At 62.2% G+C, this 19,777-nt stretch carries 21 protein-coding genes; 13 read left to right on the top strand and 8 right to left on the bottom strand.

Features of this window, described 5'->3' with window-relative positions; translation table 11 throughout:
• Positions 1 to 33 precede the first annotated feature (33 nt).
• Entirely contained in the window at positions 34 to 2,130 is a 2,097-nt protein-coding gene (locus K5K89_RS04770; protein ID WP_222540953.1) for a TonB-dependent siderophore receptor, read from the top strand.
• A gap of 60 nt (positions 2,131 to 2,190) precedes the next feature.
• Here the strand turns inward: K5K89_RS04770 and hemH are convergent, their stop codons facing one another.
• A complete protein-coding gene (gene hemH / locus K5K89_RS04765) occupies positions 2,191 to 3,216 on the bottom strand; it encodes a ferrochelatase (protein WP_222540952.1) in 1,026 nt (341 codons plus the stop codon).
• Between the two features lie 14 nt (positions 3,217 to 3,230).
• Positions 3,231 to 4,130 carry a TIGR01777 family oxidoreductase gene (locus K5K89_RS04760; RefSeq protein WP_222540951.1) on the bottom strand — a complete coding sequence of 300 codons (900 nt, stop codon included), beginning with the start codon at positions 4,128 to 4,130 and terminating at the stop codon, positions 3,231 to 3,233.
• 210 nt (positions 4,131 to 4,340) lie between these two features.
• On the opposite strand from K5K89_RS04760, the gene K5K89_RS04755 reads away from it, so the two are divergent.
• From K5K89_RS04755 to K5K89_RS04700, 12 genes are all read left to right on the top strand, one after another.
• Positions 4,341 to 5,327: an NAD(P)/FAD-dependent oxidoreductase gene (locus K5K89_RS04755; RefSeq protein WP_071491056.1), complete on the top strand. Its 987-nt coding sequence runs from the start codon at positions 4,341 to 4,343 to the stop codon at positions 5,325 to 5,327.
• Entirely contained in the window at positions 5,324 to 5,539 is a 216-nt protein-coding gene (locus K5K89_RS04750; protein ID WP_071491055.1) for a TIGR02450 family Trp-rich protein, read from the top strand. The genes K5K89_RS04755 and K5K89_RS04750 overlap by 4 nt, the downstream gene beginning before the upstream one ends.
• 112 nt (positions 5,540 to 5,651) lie before the next feature.
• Entirely contained in the window at positions 5,652 to 6,611 is a 960-nt protein-coding gene (locus tag K5K89_RS04745) for a YbgA family protein (protein WP_071491054.1), read from the top strand.
• Between the two features lie 3 nt (positions 6,612 to 6,614).
• Positions 6,615 to 7,544: a MerR family transcriptional regulator gene (locus K5K89_RS04740; protein ID WP_071491053.1), complete on the top strand. Its 930-nt coding sequence runs from the start codon at positions 6,615 to 6,617 to the stop codon at positions 7,542 to 7,544.
• Positions 7,545 to 8,990 carry a deoxyribodipyrimidine photo-lyase gene (gene phrB / locus K5K89_RS04735; RefSeq protein ID WP_222540950.1) on the top strand — a complete coding sequence of 482 codons (1,446 nt, stop codon included), beginning with the start codon at positions 7,545 to 7,547 and terminating at the stop codon, positions 8,988 to 8,990.
• Complete coding sequence (locus K5K89_RS04730) at positions 8,983 to 9,405, top strand: nuclear transport factor 2 family protein (RefSeq protein ID WP_071491051.1); 423 nt, start codon at positions 8,983 to 8,985, stop codon at positions 9,403 to 9,405. Before phrB ends, K5K89_RS04730 begins: the two co-directional genes overlap by 8 nt.
• A complete protein-coding gene (locus K5K89_RS04725) occupies positions 9,402 to 10,184 on the top strand; it encodes an SDR family NAD(P)-dependent oxidoreductase (protein WP_071491050.1) in 783 nt (260 codons plus the stop codon). Before K5K89_RS04730 ends, K5K89_RS04725 begins: the two co-directional genes overlap by 4 nt.
• Entirely contained in the window at positions 10,181 to 11,428 is a 1,248-nt protein-coding gene (locus tag K5K89_RS04720) for an NAD(P)/FAD-dependent oxidoreductase (RefSeq protein WP_222540949.1), read from the top strand. Before K5K89_RS04725 ends, K5K89_RS04720 begins: the two co-directional genes overlap by 4 nt.
• Positions 11,425 to 12,234 carry a DUF1365 domain-containing protein gene (locus tag K5K89_RS04715; protein WP_071491048.1) on the top strand — a complete coding sequence of 270 codons (810 nt, stop codon included), beginning with the start codon at positions 11,425 to 11,427 and terminating at the stop codon, positions 12,232 to 12,234. Before K5K89_RS04720 ends, K5K89_RS04715 begins: the two co-directional genes overlap by 4 nt.
• The gene (locus K5K89_RS04710; RefSeq protein ID WP_222540948.1) at positions 12,221 to 13,492 is read left to right on the top strand and encodes an SAM-dependent methyltransferase; all 1,272 of its coding nucleotides are present in this window, start codon (positions 12,221 to 12,223) and stop codon (positions 13,490 to 13,492) included. The genes K5K89_RS04715 and K5K89_RS04710 overlap by 14 nt, the downstream gene beginning before the upstream one ends.
• Complete coding sequence (locus K5K89_RS04705; protein ID WP_222540947.1) at positions 13,485 to 13,964, top strand: DUF2878 domain-containing protein; 480 nt, start codon at positions 13,485 to 13,487, stop codon at positions 13,962 to 13,964. The genes K5K89_RS04710 and K5K89_RS04705 overlap by 8 nt, the downstream gene beginning before the upstream one ends.
• A 54-nt stretch (positions 13,965 to 14,018) precedes the next feature.
• On the top strand, positions 14,019 to 14,324 hold the full coding sequence (locus tag K5K89_RS04700; RefSeq protein WP_071491045.1) for a YkgJ family cysteine cluster protein: 306 nt from the start codon (positions 14,019 to 14,021) through the stop codon (positions 14,322 to 14,324).
• 58 nt (positions 14,325 to 14,382) lie between these two features.
• On the opposite strand, the gene K5K89_RS04695 is transcribed toward K5K89_RS04700, so the two are convergent.
• The 6 genes from K5K89_RS04695 to hemA form a co-directional block, all read right to left on the bottom strand.
• Positions 14,383 to 14,901 carry an acyloxyacyl hydrolase gene (locus tag K5K89_RS04695; protein ID WP_071491044.1) on the bottom strand — a complete coding sequence of 173 codons (519 nt, stop codon included), beginning with the start codon at positions 14,899 to 14,901 and terminating at the stop codon, positions 14,383 to 14,385.
• Between the two features lie 111 nt (positions 14,902 to 15,012).
• On the bottom strand, positions 15,013 to 15,807 hold the full coding sequence (gene murI / locus K5K89_RS04690; protein WP_071491043.1) for a glutamate racemase: 795 nt from the start codon (positions 15,805 to 15,807) through the stop codon (positions 15,013 to 15,015).
• Positions 15,800 to 16,555 (bottom strand): molybdopterin-synthase adenylyltransferase MoeB, encoded by a 756-nt coding sequence (moeB, locus tag K5K89_RS04685; RefSeq protein WP_222540946.1) that lies wholly within the window; start codon positions 16,553 to 16,555, stop codon positions 15,800 to 15,802. The genes murI and moeB overlap by 8 nt, the downstream gene beginning before the upstream one ends.
• On the bottom strand, positions 16,549 to 17,379 hold the full coding sequence (prmC, locus tag K5K89_RS04680; protein WP_071491041.1) for a peptide chain release factor N(5)-glutamine methyltransferase: 831 nt from the start codon (positions 17,377 to 17,379) through the stop codon (positions 16,549 to 16,551). The genes moeB and prmC overlap by 7 nt, the downstream gene beginning before the upstream one ends.
• Positions 17,380 to 18,462, bottom strand: coding sequence for a peptide chain release factor 1 (gene prfA, locus K5K89_RS04675; protein ID WP_071491040.1), 1,083 nt, complete (start codon positions 18,460 to 18,462; stop codon positions 17,380 to 17,382). It lies immediately after the preceding gene.
• Positions 18,459 to 19,748, bottom strand: coding sequence for a glutamyl-tRNA reductase (gene hemA / locus K5K89_RS04670; protein WP_058423108.1), 1,290 nt, complete (start codon positions 19,746 to 19,748; stop codon positions 18,459 to 18,461). Before hemA ends, prfA begins: the two co-directional genes overlap by 4 nt.
• Positions 19,749 to 19,777 lie beyond the last annotated feature (29 nt).

The following is a 19,777-nucleotide window of genomic DNA, read 5'->3' as shown; positions in this document are numbered from 1 at the left end:
ATTGTTTCAATATCGCTATTGGAACGCTCTATCATGCCGTCTCGAAGAATCGCCCCCTTGGCTGGCCTGGCCTTGGGTTTGTTGCTCGACCCCGCCTTCGCCGAAGAAAACACCTTGGAGCTCGATACCATCAGCGTCACCACCGATGCCTATGAGTCCACCACCGGCCCGGTCAAAGGCTACCGTGCCACCCGCTCCGCCAGCGCGACAAAAACCGACGCCGCCATTCGCGACATCCCGCAATCCATCAGCGTGATTCCCGCCACTGTGCTCAAGGACCTGGGCAGTACCAGCGTGGAGCGGGCCCTGGAATTTGCCGGCGGCGTGTCCAAGCAGAACAACTTCGGCGGCCTGACCCTCTACGAGTACAGCGTGCGTGGCTTCACCACGTCGGAGTTCTATCAGGACGGCTTCAGCGCCAACCGTGGCTACCCGAGTACACCGGACGCGGCGAACGTCGAGCGCATCGAAGTGCTCAAGGGGCCCGCCGCCAGCCTGTATGGGCGCGGCGATCCCGGTGGCACGGTGAATATCGTTACCAAGAAACCCCAGCCTGAAGCCTTCACGACCTTGCAAACCAGCGCTGGCAGTTGGGACCGCTATCGCACCGCCGTGGACGTGAACACCCCGCTGGACAGCGAAGGCAACGTGCTGTCGCGGGTCAACCTGGCGGTGGAAGACAACCACAGTTTCCGCGATCACGTGCAGAGCAAGCGGGTATTCGTCGCGCCGTCGTTCAGTTGGCAACTGGACCCGGATACCAGTCTGCTCGTCGAGAGTGAATTCGTCCGCCACAGCTCTACCTTCGACCGTGGCATCGTCGACGCCCCCGGCGTATCTCGCTCCACCTTCCTCGGCGAACCCAACGACGGCGATATCGACAACCACAACAACCGTCTCCAGGCCACCCTTGAGCATCACCTCAACGATGCGTGGAAACTGCGCCTGGCCAGCCACTACAAACAAGGCAGCCTGTGGGGTGACGCCTCGGAAAACCGTGCGCTGAACATCGACGGTCATACCGTTAACCGCCGCTACCGCGAACGCTCAACCGGTTGGCACGACAGCATTACCCAACTCGAACTGCGCGGCCTGTTCGACATCGGCAGTTGGCAGCACGAACTGCTGGTCGGCACCGAATACGAGGACTACCGCAAGAAGGAGCGCGTGACCACTATCGCCGGCAGCCCCTACGCCATCGACATCTACAACCCGGTCTACGGCCAACCCAAGCCCAACGGCCAGCGCTCCGGCACCGACTTCTTCGAACAGACCAAGAGCCACGCGCTGAACCTGCAAGACCAGATCGTCTTCACCGATCGCCTGCGCGGCATGGTTGGCGCGCGCTTCGAGCATTTCGAGCAGAGCACCGATGACTTCACGCGCAACCACATCAAGAGCCGGCAAACCCACGACGCCTTGACCCAACGCGCCGGCCTGCTTTACCAGCTCACACCGCAAGTCGGGGTGTTCGCCAATGCCTCCACCTCGTTCAAACCCAACAGCGGCCTGGACGCCAACGGCAAAACCTTCAAACCGGAAGAAGGCGTGGGTTACGAAGTCGGGATCAAAAGCGAACTGTTCGATGATCGCCTCAGCACCACCCTCGCCGCGTTCCATATCGAAAAGGAAAACGTGCTCGCGCTGGACCCGTCCACCAATACCAACCGCGCCATGGGCAAGGCACGTAGCCAGGGCTTCGACCTGCAACTGACGGGGCAAGTGACGGAGGCCGTACGCGTAATAGGTGCCTTTGCGTACATCGACGCCGAAGTCACCAAGGGCGACACGACCATTCCCGCCGGCAGCCGGATTCTCGGCGTGGCCAAGCGCAGCGGCAGCCTGTTGGGGGTGTATGAGTTCCAGGATGGCGCGTTGCGGGGTTCAGACCTGGGGGCGGCGTTCACCTATGTAGGGGATCGCTCCGGCGAGGCTGGCACGGGCTTCGAACTGCCGGCCTACCACACGGTTGATCTGCTGGCCCATTACAAGGCCACCGACAACATTACCGTGGGCTTGAACCTCAATAACCTGTTTGATGAGAAGTATTACGAGCGGTCGTACAGCAACTACTGGATCAGCCCGGGCGAACCGCGCAATCTTACGGTCAGCCTGACCCTCAACCTGTAACAAAACCAAATGTGGGAGGTGGCAAGCCCCCTCCCACACCTTGATCTTCACTTTGTTCGGTTACAGCGCCGTCGGTGCGCGCTCGCAAAGGGTATTGAGCGCCTTCGCCCACTGCGGATCATCATTCAGGCACGGCACCAGCACCAGCTCCTCGCCCCCGGCCTCGCGGAACTGCTCCAGCCCGCGATCGCCGATTTCTTCCAGCGTCTCGATGCAATCGGCGACGAACGCCGGGCACATTACCAGCAGCTTTTTCACGCCCTGCCGGGCTAATGCTTCAAGGCGAGCCTCGGTGTAGGGTTCGATCCACTTGGCGCGGCCCAGGCGCGATTGGAAGGCCACCGACCACTTGTCTTCGGGCAAGCCCAGGCGTGTGGCAAAGTCGCGGGCGACGCTGAAGCACTGCGCGCGATAGCAGGTCTTGAGCACCTCGGCGGACGCATTCTTGCAGCAGTCGGCATCCTTGAAGCAGTGCTGGCCGGTAGGATCGAGCTTGGTCAGGTGGCGCTCAGGCAAGCCGTGGAAACTCAGCAGCAGATGGTCGTAATCCTGTTCCACGTAGGGCCGCACGCTGGCGACCAGGGCATCGAGATATTCGGGCTGGTCGTAGAACGGCTGCAGGATCGAGAACTGCACGTCGAGCTTTTTGTCGCGCACCACACGCTTGGCTTCCTCGATCACCGTGGTCACGGTGCTGTCGGCAAATTGCGGGTACAACGGCGCCAGGGTGACCTTGCGGATGCCTTGGGCTGCGAGGCGGGTCAGCACGCTTTCAATCGATGGCTCGCCATAACGCATAGCCAATTCCACCGGGCCCTGGGTCCACTGCGCGGTCATCTGCTGTTGCAGGCGACGACTAAGTACCACCAGCGGCGAACCCTCGTCCCACCAGATGGAGGCGTAGGCATGCGCCGACTGCTCGGGGCGCTTGATCAGGATCAGCGACACCAGCAAGCGCCGCACCGGCCACGGCAGGTCGATCACATAAGGGTCCATCAGGAACTGATTGAGGTAGCTGCGCACATCCGCCACCGAAGTGGACGCCGGCGAGCCCAGGTTGACCAGTAACAACGCGTGATCCGTCATGCAACATCCTATCTTTAGAGGCGGCCGGACAAGTCATCCAAAGCCGCACGCAACTCAGTGAACTGAAAAGTGAAACCGGCAGCCAGCAAGCGCTCGGGCAGCGCCTTCTGCCCGCCCAGCAACAGGCCGGACAACTCACCCAGGCCCACCCGCAATGCAAAGGCCGGCATCGGCATGAATACCGGGCGGTGCAGCACCTGGCCCAGGGTTTTCGCAAACTCGCGATTGCGCACCGGGTGTGGCGCGCAGGCATTATAGGGACCGCTGGCGTCAGGCTGGTGCAGAAGAAAATCAATCAGGGCGATTTGATCCCTGATATGCACCCACGGCATCCACTGCCGGCCACTGCCGATAGGCCCGCCCAGCGCCAGTTTGAACGGCAGCAACAGCCGCGACAAAAAGCCGCCCTGCGCCGCCAGCACCAGGCCGGTACGTACCAGGACCACACGAATCCCCAGGGCTTCGGCGCGCTGGGCGGTTTCCTCCCAGGCGATGCACAACTGACTGGGGAAATCGTCCTGCACCGGGCCGCTGGCTTCGGTCAATTCGCGCTCGCCGCCGTCGCCGTACCAGCCCACCGCCGAACCGGAAATCAACACCGCTGGTTTTTGTTCCAGGCCCTCAAGCCACGCCAGCAAGGTCTCGGTAAGGCTGATGCGGCTGCTCCACAACAACGCCTTGCGCTTGTGGGTCCAGGGGCGGTCGGCAATAGGCGCGCCCGCCAGGTTAATGACCGCGTCGACCGGGCCGATAACCTCTTCAAGGCGGCTGACTCCCGACACCTGGGCGCCGCATACCTTCGCGACCTGGTCCGCGTGGCGACTCCACACGGTCAGGCGATGGCCCTGGGTGAGCCAGTGTTGGCAGAGTTGGCGGCCAATCAAGCCAGTACCGCCGGTCAGCAAAATATGCATGGGACGCTCCTCATGTAACGTTCGCCGCCGATCACTGGTCTATTTTATAAACAGGGATCATTTGTTAGCAGGCGTAACGCTGGCTAAGCCTCAGCTTTAACCATAGGTTACGCCGTTAGAACTGGTACGCCAAAACTTATACCAAAAAACAATATTGTACAGCTATTGGTGTCCGCGTAGTCTGTGCACAACGGTAAAACGAGGCCTCCCATGACTGTTCCCATCGCGATCATCGGCACCGGCATCGCCGGTCTCTCCGCCGCCCGAGCGTTAAGAGACGCGGGGCACGCTGTACAACTCTTCGATAAAAGCCGCGGCAGTGGTGGCCGCATGTCCAGCAAGCGCAGCGATGCCGGCTCCCTGGACATGGGCGCGCAATACTTCACCGCCCGCGACCGGCGCTTCGTCAACGAAGTGCAACGCTGGCAAAGCAACGGCTGGGCCGAGCAATGGAAACCCCAGCTGTACAACTTCAAGTCCGGCCAACTCACCCCGTCTCCCGATGAACAGATCCGCTGGGTCGGCACGCCGCGCATGAGCGCGATCACTCGCGCCCTGCTCGACGACCTGCCAGTGGAGTTCGGTTGCCGCATTACCGAGGTGTTCCAGGGCAAACACCACTGGAACCTGCTGGACGCGGACAGCGAAAACCATGGCCCCTTCAGCCACGTGATCATCGCCACGCCTGCGCCCCAAGCCACCGCCCTGCTGGCCGCCGCGCCCAAGCTGGCGAGTGCCGCCGCCGGGGTGAAAATGGACCCGACCTGGGCCATCGCCCTGGCCTTCGATAAACCCCTGGATACCCCCATGGAGGGCTGCTTCGTGCAGGACAGTCCCCTCGATTGGCTTGCCCGCAACCGCAGCAAACCTGGGCGCGATACAACCCTCGACACCTGGGTGCTGCACGCCACCAGCGCATGGAGCAAGGCCCACTTGGACCTGCCCAAAGAGGCGGTGATCGAGCACCTGCACGGCGCCTTCGCCGAACTGCTGCACAGCGCGATGCCGGCGCCGTCGTTCAGCCTGGCCCACCGCTGGCTCTACGCACGGCCGTCCAGCAGCCACGAATTCGGCGTACTCGCCGATGCCGACCTGGGCCTGTACGTGTGTGGCGACTGGTGCCTGTCGGGCCGCGTGGAAGGGGCCTGGCTCAGCGGCCAGGAAGCCGCGCGACGCTTGATCGAGCACCTGCAATGAACCGCATCAACCCCGCCAAATTGCTGCTGTCGAAATGGACAGCAGCCCACCCTCGCAACAAAGAAAAACACTTTCTGGTCACCGAGCTGTTTCGTGATGAAGAAGGCACGGTGCTCGACATTGAACTGCAAGCCGTGATGACGCACCGCAGCGAACGCCTGCCCTGGCAAACCCTGCAGGATATGGAAGCCTGGAAAATCGGCTGGAAATAGATCACTCGCAAAACTTGTACAAATAATTTGACTTGTACAGCATCGAACCTATGATGAGATTTAGTTGTACAGGATTTATATCTTGTACAGGAATCTTGCAGAGGGTTCGTGTATGTCCAGCACCACCAAACCGAAGATCGCCATCAGCGCCTGCCTGCTGGGCGAGAACGTGCGCTTCAACGGCGGCCATAAACAATCCCTGTTGTGCAGCCAGACCCTCGCCGACTATTTCGACTTCGTGCCGCTGTGCCCCGAAGTCGCCATCGGCCTGGGCATTCCACGCGAACCGATCCGTCTGGTGGGCGATCCCGCCCACCCACAGGCCGTCGGCACCGTGCACCGCGAGCTGAATGTCACCCAACCGTTGGACGAGTACGGCCAGCAGATGGCCGCGGAACATACCGACCTGTGCGGCTATATCTTCATGCAGAAATCGCCGTCGTGCGGCCTGGAGCGGGTCAAGGTCTACCGCGACAACGGCACCCCTGTGGACGGCGGTGGGCGCGGCATCTACGCCCAGGCCTTCTGTGCGCGCCATCCCAACCTGCCGGTGGAAGAAGACGGTCGGCTGAACGACCCGGTGCTGCGGGAAAACTTCCTGACCCGGGTATTCGTCTACGCCAGCTGGCAGAAACTGTTGGCCGAAGGCCTGACCCGTCACCGCCTGCTGGCCTTTCATTCGCGCTACAAGTACCTGCTGATGGCCCACAGCCCGGCGCACTACAAGCGCCTTGGCCACCTGCTGGGCAGCATGACCAAGGATGCCAACCTCGACGAGTTGGCGGCGGGCTACTTCAGCGACCTGATGTCCGGCCTCACCAAGTGCGCCACCCGTGGCACCCACACCAATGTGCTGCAACACATCAGCGGTTACCTCAAACAGGTAATAAGCGCTGATGACAAGCAAGAAATGCAGACCGTCATCGGCCAGTACCGCCACGGCATCGTGCCGCTGGTGGTGCCGCTGACCCTGCTCAAACACCACTTTCGCCAACACCCGGACCGCTACATCGCGCAGCAGGCCTACCTGCAACCGCACCCGGAAAACCTCAGCCTGCGAAATGCGATCTAGACCATGAAAGCTGCCCTGCTAGACGAACCCGGCGACGACATCGCCCAAGCCCTCGAAGACGGCTGGCTGCCGATCCGCGAAGTGGCGCGCCAGACCGGCGTCAACGCCGTGACCCTGCGCGCCTGGGAACGCCGTTACGGCCTGATCGTGCCCCAGCGCACGCCCAAGGGCCATCGGCTGTTCAGCGCCGAGCATGTGCAGCGCATCCATACCATCCTCACCTGGCTCAATCGAGGCGTGCCGGTGAGCCAGGTCAAAGGCCTGATCGACTCGGCCCAGTCTCTTCCCGAGGCGGTGGAGAACGAGTGGCACAGCCTGCGCCAGAACCTGGTGCACGCTATCAGCGAATTGACCGAACGCCGGGTCGATGACGCCTTCAACCAGGCCATGGCGCTGTACCCGCCACGCACGTTATGCGAGCAACTGATGCTCCCGCTGCTGCGAGAGTTGGAACAGCGTTGGCAAGGCCAGTTCGGCGCGCAGATGGAGCGGGTGTTTTTCCTCTCATGGCTGCGCAGCAAATTCGGCGCACGCATTTACCACAACAATCGCCAGTTGCACGGCGCACCGTTGTTGCTGGTCAATCAGTCCGACCTGCCCCTGGAGCCACACCTGTGGCTCAGTGCCTGGCTCGCCAGCAGTGCCGATTGCCCGGTGGAAGTGTTCGACTGGCCGTTGCCCGCCGGCGAACTGGCCCTGGCGGTGGAGCACCTGCAACCGCGGGCCGTGCTGCTGTATTCGAGCAAGGCTCTGCATTTGTCGGGTCTGGAAAAACTTTTGGGCGGCGTCCGTTGCCCAAAGTTGGTCGTCGGACCAACGGTATGCATCCACCAGGCCGAGTTGGCCGTATTAGCCCAGGACATCCCTGAATTGTTCGTCGCCGAAGAGTTGTTGTCGGCCCACCAGCTACTGATCCAGCGTGGACTCGTTTAAATGCATTTGATCTGGCTGCGCACCGACCTGCGCCTACACGACAACACCGCCCTGACCGCCGCGAGCCAGCGGGGCCCGATCGCCGCCGTGTACCTGATCACGCCCGAACAATGGCTGGCCCATGACGATGCACCGTGCAAGGTGGATTTCTGGCTGCGCAACCTGGATGACCTGAGCAAGACACTCGGCGAACTGAACATTCCCCTGCTGATCCGTACGGCAGCCACCTGGGACCAGGCACCCGACGTGCTGGGCACGCTGTGCCGTGAACTGGCCGCGGAGTCGGTGCACGTCAACGAGGAATACGGCATCCATGAAAGCCGTCGTGATGCGGCCGTGTCCAAGGCATTGGAGTCGGCGGGCATCAGCTTCCACAGCTACCTGGACCAACTGTTCTTCCAGCCCGGCAGCGTGCTGACCAAGACCGGCACTTACTTCCAGGTGTTCAGCCAGTTCCGCAAGGTCTGCTACAGCCGTCTGCACAGCGCCCTGCCCCGGATAGTCCCGGCCCCCAAGGCCCAGGCTGCGCTCAAGCTGAAAAGCGACCCGATCCCAAAGACAGTCGACGATTTCGAGCCACCCAGCGAGACCCTGCGTGCCCTCTGGCCCGCCGGTGAAGACGAAGCCCGGCGCCGCCTCGACGCTTTCACCGACCAACAGATCAGCTACTACAAGGACGAACGCGACTTCCCCGCCAAGCCCGGCACCAGCCAGCTGTCGGCGTACCTCGCCGCCGGCGTGGTGTCGCCGCGCCAGTGCCTGCACGCTGCACTGCAGACCAACGGCGGCGAGTTTGAAAGCGGCGACATGGGCGCCATCACCTGGATCAACGAACTGCTGTGGCGTGAGTTCTACAAGCACATCCTGGTGGGTTACCCCCGGGTGTCGCGCCACCGGGCGTTCCGCCCCGAAACCGAAGCCGTCGCCTGGCGCAACGCGCCCAAGGACCTGGCCGCCTGGCAGCAAGCGCGCACCGGCCTGCCGATCATCGACGCCGCCATGCGCCAACTGCTTGAAACCGGCTGGATGCACAACCGCCTGCGCATGGTCGTGGCGATGTTCCTGACCAAGAACCTGCTGATCGACTGGCGCGAGGGCGAGCGTTTCTTCATGCGCCACCTGATCGACGGCGACCTGGCGGCCAACAACGGCGGCTGGCAATGGAGTTCGTCCACCGGCACCGACTCGGCGCCATACTTCCGGATTTTCAGCCCCTTGAGCCAATCGGAAAAATTCGACGGCGAAGGCGTATTCATCAAGCGCTGGCTGCCGGAACTGGCCGCGCTGAATAAAAAGGAAGTGCACAACCCCGAAGCCGCCGGTGGTTTGTTCGGCGTGGCCGATTACCCGCGTTCGATTGTCGACCTGAAAAAGTCCCGTGAACGCGCCCTGGCCGCCTTCCGCAGCCTGCCCTCGCGACAAGCCGCAGGGGGCGAGTATGAGTGACTTTCTGCGCCGCTTCGCCCAGGCCTTTTCCACGCTGGACAAGCACAACCTGCACCTGCTCGACAGCCTGTACAGCCAGGACATCCGCTTCGCTGATCCACTGCATGAAGTGCAGGGCCTGCCCGCCCTGCACCGCTACTTCGCCGAGTTGTACAGCAACGTCAGCCAGTTACGCTTCGACTTCCACGGTTTCGATCAGGTGGCCGAAGGTGAAGGTTACCTGCGCTGGAAAATGAGTTTCTGCCACCCACGCCTGGCCAGCGGCAAGGTGATCCGGGTGGAAGGTTGTTCGCACTTGATGTGGCGTGACAAGGTGTACCGCCACCGCGATTATTTCGATGCCGGCGCCATGCTGTACGAACACGTGCCCGTGCTGGGCAGCGTCGTTGGCTGGCTGAAAAGGAGAATGGGATGAGCGGTACATTGCCTCGACGTTATTGGCTGACCGGCGCCAGCAGTGGCATCGGTGCCGCGCTGGCCGTAGAGTTGCTCAACAGCGGCGCCCACGTCGCCTTGAGCTCACGCTCGAAAGGCCCGCTGGAAGCGCTCGCCCACCGTTACCCTGGCCAGGTGCTGGTGGTGGCCGGCGACCTGACCAACAGCCAGACCGTGCGCGAGATTGGTGAACGCATTGGCGAGGCCTGGGGCGCCCTGGACACGGTCATTCTCAATGCTGGCACCTGTGAATATGTGGATGCCCGACAGTTTGACTCATCGATCATCGAGCATGTGGTGCGTACCAACCTGCTGGCCAGCAGTTATTGCATCGAAGCCGCCTTGCCGCTGCTGCGCGCCGGGCGCACCCCGCACCTGGTAGGCGTCGCCAGCGCCGTGACCTACCTGCCGATGCCGCGCGCCGAAGCCTATGGCGCGTCCAAGGCGGGTCTGCGCTACCTGTTCGAATCCCTGCGTATCAGCCTGTCGCCGGAAAACATCGACGTCACCGTGATCAGCCCGGGCTTTGTCGACACACCGCTGACCGAGCGCAATGACTTCCCCATGCCGCTTAGTTGGTCAGCGGATAAAGCCGCACGGCACATTTTCGCCAAGCTGGAAAAGCGCCCGCTGGAAATCGCCTTTCCTGCACTGTTCATCGCTACGTTATGGCCCCTGTCGAAACTGCCGAACCGTGCGCAACTGATCATCGGCAAGCGCATGTTGCGCAGCCCGCCGCCGAAAAAGGACGACCTGTGAAGATCGCCATTATCGGCAGCGGCATCGCCGGCCTGACCAGCGCCTATATGCTGAGCCGCCGTCACGACATCACCCTGTTCGAAGCGGGCGACCGCATCGGCGGGCATACCCACACCGTCAATGTCACTGTCGAGGGTAAAAACTACGCGGTCGACACCGGCTTCATCGTGTTCAACGACTGGACCTACCCCAACTTCATCCGCTTGCTGGGGCAGATCGGGGTGGCGTTCAAACCGACCGAGATGAGCTTTTCGGTGTGCGACGAGCACACCCGGTTCGAGTACAACGGCAACAACCTCAACAGTTTGTTTGCCCAGCGTCGCAATATTTTGTCGCCGGGGTTCTGGGGCATGTTGCGCGATATCCTGCGCTTCAACCGCCAGGCGCCGCTGGACCTGCAGCAGCAGCGCATCAGCGCCGACATGACCCTGGGCAGCTACCTCACCGCCGGCGGCTACGGCGAGCGGTTTGTCCGGCACTACATCGTGCCGATGGGCGCGGCGATCTGGTCGATGTCCCTGGCCGATATGCTGAAGTTTCCGTTGCAGTTCTTTGTGCGCTTCTTCAAGAACCACGGGTTGCTCTCTGTGAACAACCGCCCGCAATGGTGCGTGATCGAAGGGGGATCAAGCCGCTACATCGAGCCGTTGACCCGCAGCTTTCGCGAACGGATCCGCCTCAATTGCCCTGTGCATAAAGTGGCACGTACCGACGACGGCGTGGTTATCCACAGTCCGGCCGGCAGTGAGGCATTTGATCGCGTGGTATTCGCCTGCCACAGCGACCAGGCCCTGGCGTTGCTGGCCGACCCGAGCCAGGCCGAACAGGAGATCCTCGGCGCCATGCCCTACGCCGATAACGACGTTGTATTGCACACCGACACGCGCCTGCTGCCCGACCGCAAACTCGCCTGGGCCAGTTGGAACTACCGGCTGACCGGCAATCGCCAGGCACAGGCGGCGGTGACCTATGACATGAACATCCTGCAAGGCATCGACAGCACCACCACGTTTTGCGTCAGCCTCAACCAGACAACCATGATCAACCCGTTGAAGGTCCTGGCCCGCTACACCTACGCCCACCCGCAATACAGCCTGGCGGCGGTGGCAGCGCAGGCGCGTCGCGAAGAAATATCCGGCGTGAACAATACCTTCTACTGCGGCGCCTACTGGGCCAACGGCTTTCACGAAGACGGTGTGGTCAGCGCACTGCGCGTGGCCGAAGCCTTTGGGGAAACCCTGTGAACAGCGCCCTGTACAGCGGGTGGATCGCCCATCGGCGGTTTGCGCCCAAGGCCCATGCCTTTCGCTACCGCATCGGCCTGCTGTACCTGGATTTGAGCGAAGAACACCAAGTGCTGGGGCTTTCGCCCCTGGCCGGGCGCAGCCGCCTGGCCCCCTTCGGTTTTCGTCAGCAGGACTACCTGCGTGAATGGACGCGCAGCGGCATGAACTTGAGCGATGCCGTGCGCCAGGAAGTCGGCAAGGCACTGGGGCGTACACCCCGGGGCGTTATCTGCCTACTGACCCAGGCCCGCAGTTGGGGCCTGGCTTTTAACCCCGTGAGTTTCTTCTACTGCTTCGAGGCCGACGGACGTCTGGCCGCGATCCTGTGTGAAGTGACCAACACCCCATGGCGCGAACGCTATCACTACGTGTTGCCGGCCCAGGCCCTGGACGCCGATGAACACCAGCATTTCGCCGTGGCCAAGGCCTTCCATGTGTCGCCGTTTCTACCCCGCGACCTGGAATACCGCATGAGCTTCAGCCCTCCCGCCGCCAGGCTGGGCGTGCACATGGCCGATTGGCAGGGCACGCAGAAAATCTTCGACGCCACGTTGAGCCTGGAGAAAGAAACGCTGGATCGCGCCAGCCTGCATCGCTACCTGTGGCGTTTCCCCTGGATGACCGCCAAGACCTGCCTCGCTATTTACTGGCAGGCCCTGCGCCTGTTGCTCAAACGCACGCCGATTTTTTCCCACCGGGCCGCCGATGGCGCCTCTCGCACCGCAGTCGGTTACACCAAGGATCGCCGCCATGAAATCCCCTAGCTTATCGGTCAAGACTCACCGCCTGAACGTCAACGGCATGACCGCCGCGCTGCTGCGCAAGGCGGTGTTGCGCCAACTCAGCCAACTGCGCCATGGCCAACTGGTGGTGATCGAGGACGACGAGCGCCAAGTGTTCGGCGCACGGGAAGCGCACTTGATGGGGGAAATCCAGATCCTGGACTCTGCCGTGTGGGGCCTGGTGGCGGCCAACGGCTCCATCGGCGCCGGCGAAGCGTTTATCCACGGTTACTGGACCAGCCCGGACCTGACCGCCGTGGTGCGCGTGATGGTCAGCAACCTGGACGTGCTCGATGCAATGGAAGGCGGCCTGGCACGCCTGGCGCGGCCGTTCACCCAGGGCCTGCACTGGCTCAACCGCAACACGCGCAAGGGTTCACAGAAAAACATCGCCGCCCACTACGACCTGGGCAACGACCTGTTCGAAGAATTCCTCGACCCGACCATGATGTACTCCGCGGCACAGTTTCTGACGCCCGACGACACCCTCGAACAGGCGCAGTTGAACAAGCTGGAGCGCATCTGCCAGAAGCTCGCCCTCAAACGCACCGACCACCTGCTGGAAATCGGCACCGGTTGGGGCAGCATGGCGCTCTATGCGGCGCAGCATTACGGCTGCCAGGTCACCACCACGACCTTGTCCAAGGAACAGTTCGCCTACACCCGACAGCGCATCGACGCCCTGGGGTTGCAAGGCCAGGTCACGCTGCTGCTGCAGGATTACCGCGACCTCACCGGTCAATACGACAAGCTGGTGTCCATCGAGATGATCGAGGCGGTGGGCCATCGCTTCCTGCCGGCCTACTTCAAACAGTGCGCGCACCTGCTCAAGAACGATGGGCTGATGTTGCTGCAGGCCATCACCATCCGTGAGCAACGCTTTGAACAGGCCAAGCGCAGCGTGGATTTTATCCAGCGCTATATCTTCCCCGGCGGCGCCCTGCCCTGTGTGCAGAACATGCTGCACATCGTCAGCCGCGACACCGACATGAACCTGCTGCACATGGAGGATTTCGGCCTGCACTACGCACGAACCCTGCGCCTATGGCATGAGAACTTTCGCCGCGCCCACGGTCGCCTCGCCGAGCTGGGCTACGACCAGTATTTCCTGCGCCTATGGGAGTTCTACCTGTGCTACTGCGAAGGCGGCTTCATGGAGCGCACCATTGGCACCGCGCAATTGCTGCTGGCCAAGCCATCGGCGATCAACCCGCCGCTGCTCGGGCGCTTCAATGCTTAAGACGCTGGCCAATGCCGTGCTGTTTCAGTGCGGTTGGTTTGCCTGTGTGCTTGGTGGGGACAGCGCGTGGTTAATGGTGGGGCTTGCCGTGCTGGCAGTTCACCTGCTGTGGATAAGTTCGTGGGCTGAAGACGGCAGGTTGATCCTGGCCGTGATGGTTCTGGGCACCCTATTGGACACCACGTTGCGCATGCTGGGGGTGTTTGAGTTCACGCAACCGGGCACGTTGATTCCCTTCTGGTTGATCCTGCTATGGGCATTGCTGGCCACGACGTTGCGCCATTGCCTGGCCTGGAGCGCCCGTCCCTGGTGGCGTGCCGCTGTGCTGGGCGCGCTGGGCGGCCCGCTGTCTTATTACGCCGGTAGCCAACTGGCCGGGGTGCAGTTTGGTTTCGGCTTCGCGCCAACAATGGTTGCGCTGGCGTTGCTGTGGGCGATGGTGTTTGTGGGTTTGCATCGGCTGGCGCGCTGACGTCCGTCAGCCGTATTACACGTGCGTCACCCGCTTGCCTTACACTGCACGCCTATGACCAACATCCCCCACACCCAAATCGCCGAACCCGCCGTCACCTGCTCGACGTGCGCGGCCTGCTGCTGCCAGCTGGAAGTGATGCTGATCACCGACACCGGCGTGCCGGAGCGCTATATCGATACCGATGACTGGGGCGGTGAAGTGATGCTGCGCCTGGATGACGGCTGGTGCGCGGCGCTGGACCGGGACACGATGATGTGCACGATCTACGAGCGACGACCGCTGATTTGCCGGGAATTCGAGATGGGCGCGCCGGAGTGCCTGGAAGAGCGACAGGGTATCGCTACCGCCTACCGCTGATGCTGAATGTGGGAGGGGCTTGCCCACTCCCACATGGGTTTTGCAGTGTTCTGAAGGCTTACAACGGCAAGGTGTAGTGCAACGAGTAGCTCTCTACCCCGTCGTTATTGCTGCTGATACCCGCGTTGGAGTAATGCGTGGCACGAATGCCCACCTCATGCCCACCCGCGAAGCGCAGGCCGAAACCCAGACGGTCTTCGAACTGAAAGGCCTGGCCGATGTTGTTGTCTTCCAGCTTGGTGCGGGAAAACACCGCCACCCCGATCCCTGCCTCGATGTAAGGCTTCACCGATTCCCCGGCAAATTCATACACAAACACCGGCGAGAACGACAGGCTGCTGGCGCTGGCTCGCTTGTCCCCATCCCAATAGGTGTAGGCGCCGCTCCAGTAGCCGGTCAATCGACCTGTATCGCTCTGCCACCAGCTTTTATCCCAGTCCGATGTCAGCCCCAAGCGATAGGTCATGGTCGAATCACTGGTGCTCCCCACCCCGAACTCCAGGCCAGCAGCTTGTGCCGAAACAGAGTGCCCCACTACAGCGGCCGCAATCGCAGCCAAACAGAACAAGCGCTTCATAAGAAACATCCTTCCAAACGAAGTTATATGGTTGTGTACAGGCTATCTCGCTATAGAAGCTGGCGTGTAACCAGAAGTTCCAGCTAATAACGCAGGTATTTCACGAAATTTTCACGAGTCGAAGCTTCTCACAACGCCCGGATATTTCCATAGTGTCGGTAGGATATTTCTTAGGTGATACACATCACCGCTGGTCCAGAACTGTGCCGGTGCTGGATTGCCGACGGCCAACAGGTCGCGCTCACCCAGCAAACGCTTGAGCTGACGGGCCACGGCGGCGCCGGTGTCGATGAGGATAATGCTGGGGGGCAGCATCTGCGCCAGGAGCGGCCTGAGGAAGGGATAGTGGGTGCAGCCGAGGATGATGGTGTCGCAACCGGCGCTGAGCAGCGGGTCGATATACCCCTGCAACAACTGGCGCAAGGCCGGGCTGGTCAGGTCACCGCTTTCAATCAGCTCCACCAGGCCCGGGCATGGCTGGGTGATGACCTTCACATCGGTAGCGAAGCGGTCGAGCAACGCGGCGAACTTGGCGCTTTGCAGCGTGCCGGTGGTGGCAAGCACCCCAACCACGCCGCTGCGGGTGGCTGCCGCCGCCGGTTTGACAGCAGGTTCCATGCCCACCAGCGGCCAATCGGGAAAATCCCGACGCAGATCAGCCACGGCGGCAACCGTAGCGGTATTGCAGGCAATCACGAAGGCTTTGGCGCCCTGCGCCTGGAAAAATGCCGCCACCTGCCGGGAGCGCTCAAGGATAAACGCCGGGCTTTTCTCGCCGTAGGGGATGTGCCCGCAATCGGCCACGTACAGCAGTGATTCCTGGGGCAATAGCTGCTGGATTTCATCCAGCACGGTCAAGCCGCCGATACCGGAATCGAACACACCGATCGGCGCGCCCTTAACCATGTGGCGCCCCGCACACAGTGCAACCGGGGTCACGCTTGACGCGCAGTTCGCGAAAACGTGTGGCCAAGGCGTCGATCAGCAACAAGCGTCCCACCAACGGCTCACCGAAACCGGCCAGCAGTTTCAAGGCTTCCAGGGCTTGCAGGCTGCCGACCACACCGACCAGTGGGCCGACCACGCCAGCCTCACTGCAGGTCAGTTCGGTATCGCTGCCGTGCCCATACAGGCAGTGATAGCACGGGCTCTCGGCGCGACGCGGGTCGAACACCGACAGTTGCCCTTCAAGACGGATCGCAGCGCCGCTGACCAAAGGCTTGCCGGCACCGACACAGGCCGCGTTGACGGCTTCGCGGGTGGAGAAGTTATCACTGCAATCGAGCACAACGTCTACCGCTTCGACCGCCGCAGCGAGAGAATCGGCATCCAGCGCACTGCGATGGGCCATCAGTTTGATTTCAGGGTTGAGGGCGGTCAGGCGACGCAGGGCCGAGTCGACCTTGGTCTGCCCGACGCTGTCGGTGTCATGGATGATCTGGCGCTGCAGGTTGGTCAGGTCGACCGCGTCGAAGTCCGCCAGATGCAACTCGCCGACGCCGGCGGCAGCGAGGTACAACGCGACGGGCGCGCCCAGGCCACCAAGACCTACGATCAGGGCCCGGCCGTTTTTCAGGCGCAATTGGCCGTCTATGTCGACATGCTGCAACAGAATCTGTCGGCTATAGCGCAACAGCTCCTGATCAGTCAGCACGGCCGGCGCCCCAGGGTGATGCGTTCGTGGCCACCGAGGTCGATGCGGCTGTGCACTTCTTCGAAACCTTCACTCAACAGCAGGTCGCGCACCGCCGGGGCCTGGTCGTAACCATGTTCCAGCAGCAACCGCCCACCGGCATTCAGGTGGGCCGGGGCCTCCTTGATGATCAGGCGCAGGTCGTCCAAGCCATCATGACCGGCCACCAGTGCGCTGGCTGGTTCGAAACGCACGTCGCCGGCCACCAGGTGCGGATCGTTGGCGGCAATGTACGGCGGGTTGCTGATGATCAGGTCATAGCGATGACCTTGCAGCGCGCTGAACCAATGGCTGTTCAGCACCGTAGCGTTAGCGAGGTGCAACCGCTGGCGATTGCGCTCGGCCAGGGCCACGGCTTCCAGCACACGGTCGACGGCGGTGACCTGCCAGGCCGGGCGTTCACTGGCCAGGGCCAGGGCGATGGCGCCGCTGCCGGTGCCCAGGTCGAGGACCTTGGCGAGGGTGGCGGGCAACAATTCCAGGGCGGTTTCCACCAGCAACTCGGTATCTGGCCGCGGGATCAGCGTGTGAGGCGCGACCTCCAGGTCCAGCTTCCAGAAGCCTTGCTGACCGAGGATATAGGCCACCGGCTCACCACCACGACGGCGCTGCAGGTAGCCGGCAAAGATCAGCGCATGCTCGCTGCTGACGATTTTCTCGGGCCAGGTGTGCAGGTAGCTGCGGGACTTGCCCAAGGCAGCCGCCAGCAACAATTCGGCATCCAGGCGTGCCGTGGGCGAATCGGGCAGGTCGGCGGCGCGCAGCAGGCTTGCGATGATGGTCATTTATTCACCTATCGCGGCCAGTTGATCGGCCTGGTATTCGGCGAGCAACGGTTCGATCACCGCGTCCACACCACCGGCAAGGATCTCGTCCAGGGAGTAAAGGGTGAGGTTGACCCGGTGGTCGGTGACCCGGCCCTGGGCAAAGTTGTAGGTACGAATGCGCTCGGAGCGGTCGCCCGAACCCACCAGCAACTTGCGCTCGCTGGCAATCGCGTTGGCGGCGGCGCTGGTCTGCTGGTCATTGAGCTTGGCCGACAGCCAGGACATGGCCCGCGCACGGTTCTTGTGCTGGGAGCGCTCTTCCTGGCACTCCACCACGATGCCCGACGGCAAGTGGGTGATGCGGATCGCCGAGTCGGTCTTGTTGACGTGCTGGCCACCGGCGCCCGAGGAGCGGTAGGTGTCGATGCGCAGGTCGGCCGGGTTGATCTCGATGGCCTCCTGTTCGTCCGGCTCGGGCAATACCGCCACCGTGCAGGCGGACGTGTGAATACGACCTTGGGATTCAGTCGCTGGAACCCGCTGCACGCGGTGCGCGCCGGACTCGAATTTGAGCTTGCCGTAGACGTTGTCGCCCTCGACCCGCGCGATCACTTCTTTATAGCCGCCGTGTTCGCCTTCGTTCTCGGACAGGATCTCTACCCGCCACCCGCGACGTTCGGCATACCGCGAGTACATACGGAACAGGTCGCCGGAGAAGATCGCCGCCTCGTCACCGCCGGTGCCGGCACGGATTTCGAGGAACACGTTGCGCCCGTCGTTCGGGTCCTTGGGCAGCAGCATGCGTTGCAGGTCGCCCTCCAGCTCGGCGAGTTTTTCCTTGGCTTCGCGGACTTCTTCCACGGCCATTTCGCGCATGTCCGGGTCGCTGTCCTTGAGCAGTGCCTGGGCACCTTCAAGGTCCGCCTGCACTTTCAGCAGGTTTTTATAGGTGGCGACCACGGGCTCAACTTCGGCGTATTCCTTGGAATAGGCACGGAACCTGGCCTGATCGGAGATGACCTCGCCATCGCCGAGCAGGGCGGTCAGTTCTTCGAAACGGTCCTGGAGCACGTCCAGTTTATTGAGCAGTGACGCTTTCATTGCGGTTTTTTATCCGAAGAGCTATCTGACGCGCCCTCACCGAGGGCAAAGAGTTCCTGGGCCATGGCCAGCGCATCGAGGCGGCCTTCGGCGGTAAGCTTTTTCAGTTGCACGCTGGGTGCATGCAGCAATTTGTTGGTGAGGCCACGGGCCAATTGCATCAGCACTTCTTCGGCGCTGCTGCCATTGGCCAGCAAGCGCTGGGCCTTGATCAATTCCTCGTCGCGCAGGCGTTCGCCTTGCTGACGATAGGCCTTGAGCACGTCCACCGCCGCCAGTTCACGCAGGCGCACCATGAAGTCTTCGGCGCCGGTGCTGACCATTTCCTCGGCGGCCTGGGCAGCACCCTGGCGGCTCTTGAGGTTTTCGGCGACCACTTCGTGCAGATCGTCGACGCTATAGAGGTAAACGTCGTCCAACTCGCCGACTTCGGGCTCGATATCCCGGGGAACAGCAATATCCACCATGAAGATCGGCTTGTGCTTGCGCAGCTTCAGCGCGCTCTCGACCGCGCCTTTGCCCAGGATCGGCAGTTGGCTGGCGGTGGAGCTGATGACGATATCGCTGCGTACCAGCTCCGCCGGAATGTCCGCCAGTAACACCGCATGGGCGCCGAACTGCTCGGCGAGGATGCTCGCGCGTTCCAACGTACGGTTGGCGACCACGATACGCTTCACGCCCAGGTCATGCAGGTGGCGGGCGACCAGGGTGATGGTCTCGCCGGCGCCGATCAGCAGGGCCTGGCTGCGTTGCAAGTCACTGAAAATCTGTTTGGCCAGGCTGACGGCGGCAAACGCCACGGACACCGGGTTTTCACCGATGGCAGTGTCGGTGCGCACCTGCTTGGCGGAATTGAAGGTGGCCTGGAACAGCCGCCCCAGCAGCGGGCCGACGGTGCCGGCCTCGCGCGCCACGGCGTAGGCGGATTTCATCTGCCCTAGAATCTGCGGCTCGCCCAACACCAGCGAATCGAGACCGGCCGCCACACGCATCATGTGACGAACTGCCGCATCCTCTTCGTGCACATAAGCGCTGGCGCGAAGGTCATCGAGGTCCAAATGATGGTAATCGGCCAGCCAGCGCAGTACGACATCCGCTGAAAGATGCTCCTGCTCTATATAAAGCTCGCTGCGATTGCAGGTCGAAAGGATCGCAGCTTCGCGACTGTCGGTGAGCCGGCAGAGCTGCTGCAGGGCCTCAACCAACTGCTCCGGCGTAAACGCCACGCGCTCGCGCACGTCTACGGAGGCAGTCTTGTGGTTAATACCGAGTGCGAGGAAGGCCATTCAATATCGCTGATGATGTCGGGAAGCCG

It is taken from the genome of Pseudomonas sp. DR208 (assembly GCF_019823005.1).
GTDB classification, from domain to species: Bacteria; Pseudomonadota; Gammaproteobacteria; order Pseudomonadales; family Pseudomonadaceae; genus Aquipseudomonas; species Aquipseudomonas extremorientalis.
This window is presented reverse-complemented; position numbering and strand designations above follow the sequence as displayed.